Source organism: Streptomyces sp. W16, assembly GCF_033194735.1.
GTDB lineage: Bacteria > Actinomycetota > Actinomycetes > Streptomycetales > Streptomycetaceae > Streptomyces.
The window spans coordinates 1-11,690 of the sequence record NZ_JAWOAI010000318.1 but is presented as its reverse complement, the minus strand read 5'-3'; the positions used below and the strand labels follow the sequence as shown (position 1 = coordinate 11,690).

Annotated in this window: 16 protein-coding genes; 8 read left to right on the top strand and 8 right to left on the bottom strand. The window is 69.0% G+C overall.

Annotated elements, in window-relative coordinates:
- From R6V09_RS33365 to R6V09_RS33355, 3 genes are all read left to right on the top strand, one after another.
- Positions 1-715 (top strand): helix-turn-helix transcriptional regulator (locus tag R6V09_RS33365; RefSeq protein WP_317885195.1); only part of this gene is annotated, 715 nt, incomplete at its 5' end.
- A 78-nt stretch (positions 716-793) separates the two neighbouring features.
- The gene (locus R6V09_RS33360; RefSeq protein WP_317885196.1) at positions 794-1,315 is read left to right on the top strand and encodes a DUF4240 domain-containing protein; all 522 of its coding nucleotides are present in this window, start codon (positions 794-796) and stop codon (positions 1,313-1,315) included.
- Between the two features lie 58 nt (positions 1,316-1,373).
- Positions 1,374-1,901: a carboxymuconolactone decarboxylase family protein gene (locus tag R6V09_RS33355; RefSeq protein WP_317885194.1), complete on the top strand. Its 528-nt coding sequence runs from the start codon at positions 1,374-1,376 to the stop codon at positions 1,899-1,901.
- On the opposite strand, the gene R6V09_RS33350 is transcribed toward R6V09_RS33355, so the two are convergent.
- The 5 genes from R6V09_RS33350 to R6V09_RS33330 all read right to left on the bottom strand — a co-directional run bounded on the left by R6V09_RS33350 (position 1,898) and on the right by R6V09_RS33330 (position 5,150).
- A complete protein-coding gene (locus R6V09_RS33350) occupies positions 1,898-2,305 on the bottom strand; it encodes a hypothetical protein (RefSeq protein WP_317885193.1) in 408 nt (135 codons plus the stop codon). The genes R6V09_RS33355 and R6V09_RS33350 overlap by 4 nt on opposite strands.
- Positions 2,306-2,408: 103 nt before the next feature.
- Positions 2,409-2,642, bottom strand: coding sequence for a hypothetical protein (locus R6V09_RS33345; protein WP_317885192.1), 234 nt, complete (start codon positions 2,640-2,642; stop codon positions 2,409-2,411).
- Positions 2,643-2,792: 150 nt separating this feature from the next.
- A complete protein-coding gene (locus tag R6V09_RS33340) occupies positions 2,793-3,701 on the bottom strand; it encodes a hypothetical protein (RefSeq protein ID WP_317885191.1) in 909 nt (302 codons plus the stop codon).
- Positions 3,702-4,029: 328 nt separating this feature from the next.
- Entirely contained in the window at positions 4,030-4,341 is a 312-nt protein-coding gene (locus tag R6V09_RS33335) for a DUF397 domain-containing protein (RefSeq protein WP_317885190.1), read from the bottom strand.
- Positions 4,338-5,150, bottom strand: a complete 813-nt coding sequence (locus R6V09_RS33330; protein WP_317885189.1) for a helix-turn-helix domain-containing protein — start codon at positions 5,148-5,150, stop codon at positions 4,338-4,340. Before R6V09_RS33330 ends, R6V09_RS33335 begins: the two co-directional genes overlap by 4 nt.
- Positions 5,151-5,233: 83 nt before the next feature.
- On the opposite strand from R6V09_RS33330, the gene R6V09_RS33325 reads away from it, so the two are divergent.
- Both R6V09_RS33325 and R6V09_RS33320 read left to right on the top strand, forming a co-directional pair.
- Complete coding sequence (locus tag R6V09_RS33325) at positions 5,234-5,641, top strand: ATP-binding protein (protein WP_317885188.1); 408 nt, start codon at positions 5,234-5,236, stop codon at positions 5,639-5,641.
- A 56-nt stretch (positions 5,642-5,697) separates the two neighbouring features.
- Positions 5,698-6,828, top strand: coding sequence for a lipid II:glycine glycyltransferase FemX (locus tag R6V09_RS33320; RefSeq protein ID WP_317885187.1), 1,131 nt, complete (start codon positions 5,698-5,700; stop codon positions 6,826-6,828).
- Here R6V09_RS33320 and R6V09_RS33315 read toward each other — a convergent pair.
- Positions 6,810-8,024 (bottom strand): cyclopropane-fatty-acyl-phospholipid synthase family protein, encoded by a 1,215-nt coding sequence (locus R6V09_RS33315; protein WP_317885186.1) that lies wholly within the window; start codon positions 8,022-8,024, stop codon positions 6,810-6,812. The genes R6V09_RS33320 and R6V09_RS33315 overlap by 19 nt on opposite strands.
- A gap of 163 nt (positions 8,025-8,187) precedes the next feature.
- Between R6V09_RS33315 and R6V09_RS33310 the strand changes: the two genes are divergently transcribed.
- Both R6V09_RS33310 and R6V09_RS33305 read left to right on the top strand, forming a co-directional pair.
- Complete coding sequence (locus tag R6V09_RS33310; RefSeq protein WP_317885185.1) at positions 8,188-8,727, top strand: EF-hand domain-containing protein; 540 nt, start codon at positions 8,188-8,190, stop codon at positions 8,725-8,727.
- Positions 8,728-8,737: 10 nt separating this feature from the next.
- Positions 8,738-9,295: an EF-hand domain-containing protein gene (locus R6V09_RS33305; protein ID WP_317885184.1), complete on the top strand. Its 558-nt coding sequence runs from the start codon at positions 8,738-8,740 to the stop codon at positions 9,293-9,295.
- A gap of 49 nt (positions 9,296-9,344) precedes the next feature.
- Here R6V09_RS33305 and R6V09_RS33300 read toward each other — a convergent pair whose 3' ends face one another.
- Positions 9,345-10,154, bottom strand: coding sequence for a peptidoglycan recognition protein family protein (locus R6V09_RS33300; RefSeq protein ID WP_317885183.1), 810 nt, complete (start codon positions 10,152-10,154; stop codon positions 9,345-9,347).
- Between the two features lie 188 nt (positions 10,155-10,342).
- Between R6V09_RS33300 and R6V09_RS33295 the strand changes: the two genes are divergently transcribed.
- Complete coding sequence (locus R6V09_RS33295) at positions 10,343-11,527, top strand: MarP family serine protease (RefSeq protein ID WP_317885182.1); 1,185 nt, start codon at positions 10,343-10,345, stop codon at positions 11,525-11,527.
- A 13-nt stretch (positions 11,528-11,540) separates the two neighbouring features.
- Here the strand turns inward: R6V09_RS33295 and R6V09_RS33290 are convergent.
- Positions 11,541-11,690: GNAT family N-acetyltransferase (locus R6V09_RS33290; protein ID WP_442810202.1), on the bottom strand; the 150-nt coding region annotated here is incomplete at its 5' end.

Here is an 11,690-nt window from a genome sequence, read left to right as displayed (position 1 = left end):
CGAGATGGGGCTGGAGGACGCGGCGTCGGCGGCCCGGCTGAAGGTGTCGGCGGCGCTGCTGCCGTCCCTGTCGGACGCCTCGCGGGCGGCGGCGCAGCGGTTCCATCTGGACGCGCCGGGCTGGTTCACGGAGCCGAAGACCCCGGAGCTGCTGCCGGCCGTCGCGGACGCGGTGTGGGACGACCGGCGGGTGGTGGCGCGGTACCGGCGCGGGGACTCCGATGTCGAACGGGAGCTGGAGCCGTACGGGCTCGTGCTGAAGGCGGGCGTCTGGTACCTGTGTGCGCGGGTGGCCGACGGTGATTCCTTCCGGGTGTACCGGATCGACCGGTTCACGGCGGTCGATCCGGCGTCCGACGAGCGTTTCGCGCGGAAGGCGGACTTCGATCTTCCGGCGTTCTGGGAGGACCGGGCGGAGCAGTTCGCGCGGTCGATCCTGCGGGCGGAGGTGGTGGTACGGGTGTCCCCCGACGGCGCGCGAAGACTGCCGTACGCCGTCGATCCCACCACGGCGAGGGAGGCGCTGGAGCTCGCGGGCGCACCGGACGGCGACGGGGACGGGTGGGTGACTGTGACCCTCCCGGTGGAGTCCGAGGAGGTGGCCCACGGTCAGCTCGCGGGTCTCGGTCCGGAGGTGGAGGTGCTGGCTCCGGCGAGTCTGCGGGCGCGGTTCGTGAGCGACGCGGTGCGGCTGGCGGCGCTGTACCGCCCATAACGATCTGCCCCACTCCAGGTGACAATCCGCCGTACTCCACGTGCGCACCACCCGTCCAGGACCGATGCTTGACCCGTGATGGACGAGACGGAGTTCTGGGAGCTGGTGGACGCCACCCGCGAGGCCGCCGAGGGCGACCCCGAGGAGCAGGCGGACCTGCTCGTGGACCGGCTGCTCCTGCTGGATCCGGAGCTGGTGCTGGACTTCGCCCGTCATTTCGAGGCCCGCTACAACCGCGCCTACACCTGGGACCTGTGGGGTGCCGCGTGGGTGCTGCTGGGCGGGGCGAGCGACGACGCGTTCGACTTCTTCCGGTGCTGGCTGATCGGCCAGGGCCGCGAGGTCTACGAGGGTGCCGTGCACGACGCCGACTCGCTGGCCGACCTCATCGACGACTTCGACGAGGAGATCGACGGCGACGGGGAGGAGCTGGGTTACGCGGCCGACGAGGCGTACGAACAGCTCACCGGCACGGTCGCCCCCGACCTGGGGATTCCGCCCGCGCCCGCCGAGCCCCTCGGGGCGCCGCTCGACCTGGAGAACGAGGCCGTGCTGGCGGAACGGTTCCCGAAGCTGCGGCAGAGGTTCCGGCAGGAGTAACAGGGGTACGGCGACAGGTGCCCCGTCCGCCGAAAGACCAGACTCCCGTGAGGTCACCGTGGCTCGAATACCGTACCCGGAGCGTTCCGCCGACGCCGTCGACAAGCTCCCCACTCCACTGAACGCGTTCCGCATGCTGTCCCACGCCCCGGAGCTGACCGGTCCGGCGATCGACCTGGGGATGGCCGTGCTCGGATCGTCGTTGCCGGTGCGGTTGCGCGAGCTGGTGATCGTGACGGTGGCGGCGCGTACGGACTGCGCGTACGGGGTCGTGCAGCACCGCCCGATAGCGCTGCACGCGGGGGTGACGGCCGATCAGCTGGACGCGGTCGTCGAACTCCGGTCGGCGGAAGGCCAGTTCGACGCGGTCGAGTCGGCCGTGCTGACCGCGGCCGAAGAGCTGATGGACCGACACACGCTCACCGACGGCACGTTGGGCTCGCTGCGCGAGCACTTCACGGACCGTCAGGTGGTCGAGCTGATCACGACGGTCGGGTACTACACGATGCTCGCCGGCCTCCTGAACGGCCTGGACGTGGACATCGATCCGGTGGGCGAGGAGTACTGGGAACTGGGCCGTGGTTAACAGCGCGGCAGTGGATTGGTCTCCTCGATGACGTCGCTGTCCTTCACGAAGCCCCAGCCGCCGTGGGCGAGGTGAGGAGTGTCGGCGAGTGTGTAGATCCAGCGGTTGGGGTGGGGACCGCCGCCGCCGGTCGGATCACCCTCGTACCGGCACTTGAACCAGTTGACATCGGAGTTGAGGTAGCCGACGGTCTGCCCGGCCCACTGAACCCGGATCCCCGGCTTGTTCTGGCACCACCAGTGGTTGGTGAGGGCGTCGACCACGCAGTCGGTGGCAAGTGGGCGGGCGGCTACGGCTTTCTCGGCGGGCTGCGCGACGGCGGCACTCGTCAAGGTGCTGACGAGGACGAACGCGCAGGCCGCGGAGCCTGCGAGTCGAACGGCGCGGGGTGAGGCCTTGGTCATGAGTACATCCCGGAGGTCGGTGACGCGGAGTGCCCCCAACCTCACAGACCCGAGCGCGACGTGCCATCAGTTGGACCAGCGTCGAAAGGCTTGACCGCGGGGACTACTGGACGGCGGACCGGCGGCGGGTCGAGTCCGTCGGGATGTAGGCCTGCGTCTGGTCGGCCCGTACCGCGTGGTGCATCGGGGCCGCGTTGGCCTGGTCGAGCGCGGAGGCCGTGACGGCGGCCGGGCCGAGGATCACGGTCACGACCGCGCAGACCACCGCCCAGGGGCCGTGGGCGGACTTGGCCCAACCGGCCGACTTCTCCGTGGTGTTGGTGTGACTGCTGTTCATTTTCCCCACCTCCAGTCAGTGCGTGTGCATGACGATAGGGAGCTTGCCTCGGGGGACTCGGTGAGTTGCCTGCGAGAAACCTGTGAGCGCCGGTCGGGGCCATGACCGCGTCCATATGCGGGTCGATATCCAGACCACCGACGAGCCGCTCTACCGCGCGTTCTTCACCGAGCTGGCCCACCTGTCCGACCGCCCGATCGCCTCATGACAAACCCCTGACAACGCGGCCCGCACCAGGGCGATCCCGTTAAACGACACGGGGGTTGGCTCCGCAGGTGCGGGGACCAGTCCCGCGCAGCGGCGGCAGATGCCGGTGTGGACACCTCGCGGCAACGGGTCACGGCACTCGCCGCACTCGGCCAAGGCCTCAACTCGCTTGCGTGGAGCCGTAATTGCCGGAGTCCGGGCTTCCAGGCGGTACGACACGAGGGCGGCCGGGGAACGGACCGGGTAGGGCAGGTCGGCGGTGAGGGCCTGACGCAGGTCGGCCTCCGTCGCCCCGCTCTCCAGCCAGCGGGCCGCGAGGGGAGCCAGCCGCTCGACCTCTCCGGCACCGAGGCGCAGGGCGGGGGTGCGGTCGCCGAGGCGGGCCAGGAAGTTCGCGGCGCCGCTCTCCAACTCGCCTGACGGCGCGGGCTGGTTGGGGGTGTTTTCCTCGGTGTTCTCGCCCAAGGGGTATGCGCCGACGGCCTGGCCCGTCCCACCCCCGACCGGCGGGTCCTGGTCACTCGGACCGAACGCTGCGGCGATCTCGTCCGGTGCGGTCAACGCCACGTTGGACACGAGGACTTGGGTGGACCACTGGCCGGTCTCGGGGTCCTGGCTGCGCCGGGTGTGGAGGTAGCCCTCTTCCTCCAGTTGCCGCCGGGCCTTGCGAACGGCTAGGCGGCCTTCCGGCATCTTCTCACCGAGGGACTGCACGGTCTCCCTCGATCCCTCGGGGAGGGAGAGTGCCCACTGAAGGAGTCGTACGGCGGTCCCGTTGAGGCGGGGATGCCGGATGATCTCGTTCGGGGTCTGAGAGAAGAAGCGGGCAGGCGGGATAGCATGCTGCAGCATCGCGGTGGACTCCAGATTCCACTCGTCGGTGTAGGCCCTCAGATTGGTGTTGGCGCACCGCTGAGGGCCGCTCCGTGTTAGCGCACGGAGTGTGAGGACGTGACTACTTTAGCGCCGACTGTGCGGCCAAGTTTACGAAACTCTTCCATTCGTCCAGCGAAAACGTCCCTTGCCGGACTCCGCCAGAGGGGACCCTCTCCGCGAAAGTGTGACACTTTGACGCAGAGTGTCACACTTCTGCGCACCACCGCCTGGGGCCGGGCGTCTCCGCGCACCGCCCACCTTCGAAGAGCCGCTTTGCAAGCAGTTGCGGCATGGTCCGCATGAGTCATTTCCCGGTGGCGAAGCCCACGAATGCCGCCCACTCGTCCGACGAAAACGCCAGCGTGGGACCGGACTTGGCTTTCGAGTCACGGATGTGGACCGTGGGTTGGGCTGGTTCCAGGGCTACTTCGAGGCAATCGCCGCCCTGGCTGCCGCTGTGCGAGGACTTCCGCCACTCCAGCGCGGCTTCAAGGCACTCGCCGCCCTCCGCGCCGCTGTACGTCGACTTCCGCCATTCCAGGGCGACTTCAAGGCATTGCCCGCCGGCATCCCCGCTGTAGCTGGACTTGAACCACGTCAGATCTGCGGTGCTCATAGTTCGCCCACCAACCCCTCGATCAGCTTCGCCGACTCCCCCGGCGGGAGCGCCTGAGACCGGATCATGCCAAACCGCTGGAACATCGCGCTGACTTCTTCGCGATCTTCGATCACCAGACCCCCAGCCTGACCTTCAACGTAACCGACCCATTCCCGCTTGGGAGTCTCCAGCAGCGTCCACGCACCGTTGAAACCGGCATGCGCCTCAACGTCCGTCGGCATCACCTGAATCGAAATGTTCCGCTTCTCGCCGAGTTCCAGCAACCGCTCCAACTGCCCCTTGAGAACCGCCCGTCCACCGACCGGCCGCCTCAACACCCACTCCTCGATGACCATCGCCAGCGACACGGGCGGCACACGCGTGAGGATTGCCTGCCGCGCCAGTCGGGATCGCACCCGGTGCTCGATCTCCTCGTCGTCCAACATCGGGACACGCGCACCGAGTACGGCCCGGGCATACTCCTCGGTCTGCACCAACCCCATGATCACGTGGGTGTCGTAGGACCACAGGCTGACCGCCTCCGCTTCCCTCTCCACGTAGTCGTCGAACCACGACGGATACCTCCGCCGCTCCAGATGCTCCGCCGCCGCATCGATCGCCACCTGCGCATGCAGGAACTCCCCCGCCCGCGCGATGAACTGCGGGCTCGGCATCCGCTCGCCCCGCTCCACCATCGCCACCTGCGACGCCGAGTACCCCACATGCGCCCCGAACTGCTCCCGCGTACTCCCCTGAGCCTCCCGCAGCGCACGCGACACCGCCCCGAACATCTTCATGCTCGACGAGCCCTCAGCACCGTCCTGCACAGCGAACCCCCTTGCCCGCACACTCCCTTGTGTGCCACCGAAAGTCCTGTTCAGGCTAGCCACATATCACCCACCGTGAGGGCATGCACACGCAATCGCCCCCCGAAGTGGTCCTCCAACTCCTCGCGGAACCAGAGGGGTTCGCCGCCGTACGCCAAACCGTCCGCGAGCAGCTCACCGCCTGGGGGTACCCCGAACTCGCAGACGCCGCAACGCTCTGCGTGACGGAGATGCTCGCCAACGTCCACCGCCACGTGGAATCCCCGGAGTGCGAACTACACCTCCGTACCCTCCCGGAAGGCGGCGTTCGCGTGGCCGTCGCCGATCGTTCGCCCGAACTGCCCGTCTGGTACACCGAACCCGACTGGGATACGGAAAGCGGACGGGGCGTCTTCCTGATCGCGTCCGTGGCGAGCCAGTGGGGTGTCACGCCCAGACAGGGCCGACGCGGCAAGCAGGTGTGGGCGGAGTTCACAGCAGTGAAGTCTTGACCCGCATGGTGAACCCCGGCTTACGGTGGCCGCCGCCGAACAGGAGCGTCGTGCCCATGACCAGCCCGTACGTGAAGGGGATCACCCGCGAGGAACACCTCGACCATCTCCGCCTGCACCCCGACGCGAGCCATCTCCAGATCCCCGAGTGGGCGGACGTGAAGCCCGACTGGACGGCGGAGAGCGTCGGTTGGTTCGAGGGGGAGGCGTTGGTCGCCGTCGCGCTCGTCCTCTACCGAGCGTTTCCCGGAACCGGTCGCTTCCTCGCCTACCTCCCCGACGGGCCCGCGATCGACTGGCACAGCCAGCGTCCGGAACGGTACCTGGACCCCCTCATCGCCCACCTGGAGAAGGAGGGCGCGTTCTCGGTCCGCATCGGCCCGCCGCTCGTCGTCCGGCACTGGGACGCGGCCACGGTGGCAGCAGGCGTCGCCGACCCCTCCGTACGGCATCTGCGGGATCTGCCCACGGACGGGATCGACGGGTACGCGCTGGACGCCGCGGAGCGGCTCAAACGGCTCGGGTGGCGGCGGTGCAAGGAGGAGGACGGGAGCGGGTTCGGACTCGGCCAGCCGCGTTACGGGTGTCAAATCCCCCTGGCCGGGCGGTCGGTGAACGAATTGCGCGCCGCGCTCTCCCCCAACTGGCTGCGGTCACTGCAGACGGCTGAAGCCGGCGGGGTCGGGGTCTTCTGGGGTTCGGCCGACGATCTGCCCGCGTTCCACCGTCTGTACCGGGCGACAGCTGAGCGCGACGGCTTCAAGCCCCGCCCCCTGGACTACTTCCGGCGCATGTGGCAGGCGTTGAACGCCGAGGACTCCGACCGAGTGCGGATCTACCTCGCCGAGTACGACGACGAGGTGCTGTCCGCCGCGCTCATGATCAGCGTCGGTCCGCGCGTCTGGCACTCGTACCCCGCGTCCGGCCGTCGAGGGCGTGAACTGCGGCCCAGCAGCCTGCTGTTGTGGCGGATGCTGTGCGAGGCGCTGGACTCGGGCGCGGACACGTACGATCTGCGGTCCATCACCCCGTCCCTCGTCGCCGAGGACCGGCTCTTCGGCCGGCTGCTCTTCAAGACCGGCACGGGTGGGCGGGCCGTGGAATACCTCGGGGAGTGGGAGCGGCCTGTGGGCAGCCAGGGGAAGGTGCTGCAACGGGCGTTGGGGGTCTATCTCGGGCGCAGGTAGGAACTCGCGTCCGCCTTCTCATCCCCCTGCTCATGTCCCTGTCCATGTCTCTGTCCATGTCCTCGCCCGGGTTCCAGCACATACCTGGCCACATCGAGGACGCCCGAGCGGAAGCCCGCCTCGCACCAGGCCAGGTAGAAGCGCCAGGTGCGTTGGAACGTGGTGTCGAAGCCGAGCGTCGTCAGTCGGTCGGCTCCGGCCTCGAAGCGTTGTCTCCAGAGGCGGAGCGTCTGCGCGTAGTGGAAGCGGAAGCGTTCCTCGTCGACGATGTGCAGGGCCTTCTGTCCGGCGACCGCGGCTTCGATGGAGGTGACCGACGGAAGGGCCGAGCCGGGGAAGATGTACTTCTTGATCCAGGAGTTCGAGTCGCGCATCTCCACCATCCGGTCATGACGCATGACCGTGGACTGGAGGATCACCCGGCCGCCGGGAGCCACGAGCCGGTCGAGTGCCGCCAGGAACTCGGGGAGGTACGCGTGTCCGACCGCCTCCATCATCTCGATGCTGAACACGGTGTCGTAGCGGCCCTCGACCTCGCGGTAGTCCCCGAACTGGACGTCGACCCGGCCGGCGAGACTCGCCCGCTCGACCCGCTCGCTGATGTACCGGTACTGCTCCTTCGAAAGGGTGACGGCCCGGACCCCGGCTCCCTTCGCCGCGGCGCGAAGCGCCAGTTCGCCCCAGCCCGCGCCGATGTCGAGGACGGTCCGGCCCGGCCCCACGCCGGCCTGGCGGAGCAGGCGGTCGAGTTTGTAGTCCTGCGCCTGCGTCAACGCGTCCGCGCCGGTGCCCGGTCCCACCGGGAAGACCGCGCTGGAGTAGGTCATCGTGTCGTCGAGGAAGACTTCGAACATCTGGTGGGGCAGGTCGTAGTGACGCGCGACGTTCTGACGGGCGTTCTCCGGGGTGTTGTCATCACTGTCCGGCCGCCGGTCGGTGACCAGCGGGCGCAGTCGCCTCGCGGCACGCGGCACGATCCGGTCGATACCCTCCGCGAAGACCGTGAGCAGCCCGGCGAGGTCGACGCTGTCCCATTCGGCCGCCTGATACGACTCGCCCAGACCGACCAGCCCGGCGGAACCGATGCGCCGGTAGAAGGCATCCGGGTCATGCAGGATCAGCGCAGGGGCTTCGGAAGAGCCCGCACCGAAAACACTGCCGTCGGGATGAACGATCCGCAGTGCCAGCGGCGCCACACTTCTCCGCAGGAAAGCACGTGCCGTCCAGGCGCGCACCCTGGATTCCGGGACCGGGCCGAGATCCCACCATGCAGCATTCCCGTCGGGCACGTCCCCGCTCCTCGCTATATAAAGAAAGAACTAAAGAACACCGACTTGATTATCAAGAGGAGCACGGTCCATGTCCGGTTCACTCGACCAGTCAGCCCAGCGTCTCAAGGCGACCGCGCAGTTCCAGGCACTCGACTACGACGGCAACGGCTATATCGAGCTGTCCGACTATCACCAGGCAGTCGACGGCCTGCTGGCGGAGTTCAGCGTGGACGGTGACGCCCCGGCGGCCCTCGACGTCCGCGAGCAGTACGTCGCGCTCTTCGACCGGCTCCGGGCCCGCGCGGACACCGATCACGACGGCCGGGTCAGCCAGGAGGAGTTTCTCGCCTCGGTGACCGGAAGCGTCGGGCGGTCGGCCGGGCGGGCGATCCGTCCCGTCGCCCATGCCGTCTTCACCGTCTGCGACCAGGACCGGGACGACCACCTGACCACCGAGGAGTTCCACCGCTTCGTCAAGGCCATCGGCGGCGCCGAAAGCCAGGCGGACACCGTCCTGTCGTCCTTCGCGCCTGACGGCCGGATCTCGCGGGACGCGTTCACCGAGTTGCTCACACAGTTCTACGCCGACGGCGATCCGAACAACCCTCTGGTCCATTTCTTCGGCTGAAATCGTCGACATGGCCCCGCCGGTCCCCACCGAACTCCAGATCCGCAAGTTCCGCAAACGCTTCCGGGTCCTGGATTCCGACGGAAACGGCGTCCTCGACGTTTCGGACTACGAAACCGTCGCACAACGCATCCGGCTTCGATTCCACCTCCGCGAAGCATCACCGGAAGCCGATCGCATTACGGCTGTCTACCGCGGACTGTTCGCCAGGATGCACAAATACGGCGACCTGAACAACGACCACGTGATCGACGAGAACGAATTCGTCACGACGACCACGTGGAGTCTTCTCGGCCGCCCGGACGGCTTCGACCGTGCGATCCTGCCGGTCCTCCACTCGATTGGTGAGGTCTGCGGCCTGCGATCCGACACCGTCCTGACGGACCGGCTCTTCGAAGACCTGCTCGCCGCCGAGGGCGTCACACCGCCCGACATCCTGGTCGCGCACGCCCATCTCCTGGACGCGTCGGCCTCGTTCACCTTCGCCGACCTCGTCCAGGCCAACCGGGACTTCTACTGTTCGGCCGACCCCGCCGGCGCCGGCAACTGGCTGCTCGGAGACTTCTGACCGTCGGGTCCGGGTCAGGGCGGGACGGGTAGGGGCGGCGGGGGGGCGATCAACGCCCCTGCAACCGCGCCGCCCGCTCCCGAACCTCCGGAAGCCGCGCCAACAACGCCGCCCCCGGGCAACTCGTCATGTACCCGTCCTTGTGGCCCGCGAGAGCGGGAAGCGTGGCGGTCGTACCGGCGGCGTACCGGCTGAGGTTGTTGCTGGACACCAGGTGCGCCTTGGCGCGCGGGTCCACATCCGCGAGGCCGAGTTTCCACGCGGCCAGTGCCGCTATCGCGTCCGTCATCGCCCGCGGCACCGCCATCCCGGAGGTGAACGTGCCGATCGCCGCGATACCCGTCGTACGGTGGTTGAAGCCCTGGGTGTGCGCACCGGTGACGGCCCGGTCGACACCCCCCGCCCGCCCCTCGTAGATCGTGCCGCAGCGGTCGACGAGGAAGTTGTAGCCGATGTCGTCCCAGTCCCGGACGCCGGTCTGGCCGGCGTAGAGGTAGCGGATGATGCGGGGCGCGTCCGCGCAGTCGTAGCCGTTCGGCGAGTCGGTGTGGTGGACGAAGACGGCGACGACCTTGTCGTCGTAGCGCGGAGGCGGCTGCGCGTGCCGGGAGAGGGCGTCGAGCCAGGCCGAGCGGGGCACGATGCGCGGCCTGGCGGCGGTGTGCTGGACAGCCACGGGGCGGGCCGCGACGGGCCGTCGTACGGCGGTCGTGGCCTTGCGTCCGATGCCGTTCGCGCACAGGGCCAGCACCAGGACGGCGGCGAGGCCGGGCAGGCAGGCCAGTATCAGGAGCGCGGGACGGGGTATTCGTACCCGGCGCCGGCGCCGTGCACCCGGCGTTCTTCTCAGAACACGCATGGTCACACTCTCGGCCGGAAACGCTCCGTCCGCGATGTGTGCTGTGCCACCCGGTGGAACCATCGTCCTGGTCCGGCACGTTTCTGGGGGTACACGCACGCGTGGCGGCTTCCCGGGAGCCACGCGCGCGTGACTGATCAGTGGGCCCGTTCCTCGCGTACTAAGGGTTCCGAGAGAAAGGCGGCTCCGTGGACCTGCTCGACCTGCTGTTGTTGCTGGTGATCCTCGCCTACGCGGCGTCCGGGTACCGGCGCGGCCTCGTCGCCGGATGTGTGTCGCTCGCCGGGTTCGTGGGCGGTGCGATCGTCGGTGTGTGGGTGCTGCCGTGGGTGATGGACCTGGTGACACCGGGGACGACGGCGGCGACGGTGACCGCGGTGCTCACCGTGCTGGTGCCGGCGGTGGTCGGACACGAACTGGCGGGGCGGCTCGCGCTCAAGCTGCGCAAGGAGCTGGACCAGGGGCCGCTGCGGGTGGCCGACGGGATCGGCGGGGCCGCGGCGAACTCGGTGGCGGTGATGATCGTGGCGTGGGTGGCCGCGAGCGTGCTGGGCGCGTCCTCGTCCGCGACGGTCACGACGGCGATCCAGGACTCGACACTCCTGGGCAGCGTGCAGAAGCTCATGCCGGACACGACACCTACGTGGTTCTCACGGGCCACCTCCGCGCTCACCGAGGCGGGCTTCCCGCAGGTCTTCAACCCGTTTGAGAACGCGTCGACGGCCGAGGTCGCCAAGCCCACCGGCGACAGCGTCACCGCCGCCGCGACGAGCGCCTCCAAGCGCAGCACGGTCAAGATCGAGGGCTCCTCGGGCACCCAGGGCCGCGAGGGCAGCGGCTTCGTGTTCGCCCCGCAGCACGTGATGACCAACGCGCACGTGGTGGCGGGCATCGACAACCCGACCGTCCGCATCGGCGGGGTCGGGCGGTCGTACGAGGCACGGGTGGTCCTCTTCGACCCGAGCAAGGACGTCGCCGTGCTGTACGTGCCGCGGCTGTCCGCGCCCGTGCTGCGCTTCGACGACAGCGCGGCGCGCGGCGACTCGGCCGTGGTGGCCGGCTATCCCCAGGACGGCGACCTGAACCTCCAGGCCGCCACCGTCGCCAACCGGGTCAACGCGACCGGGCAGAACATCTACAACAACGGGACCGTCACCCGCGAGATCTACTCGATCCGCTCCACGGTCCGCCCCGGCAACTCCGGCGGCCCGCTCCTGACGACCGACGGCAAGGTCTACGGCGTCGTCTTCGCCCGCTCCACGCAGGACGACGAGACGGGGTACGTGCTGACGGCCGACGAGGTCTCCGGGGACGCGCAGCGCGCGGCGACCGCGACGGCGGAGGTGGACACGGGCGACCTGGTCACGTCGTAGGCCACGCCGTAGCTCACAGGGCGCGGCCCATCAGCACGTCGTCGACGTACTCCCCGTCGAGCAGGAACTCCTCCGGCAGCACGCCCTCGACCGCGAACCCCTCGGCCGCGTAGAGCGTCCGCGCCGGGGTGTTGTGGCCGAGCACGCGCAGGGTGAGCCGCCG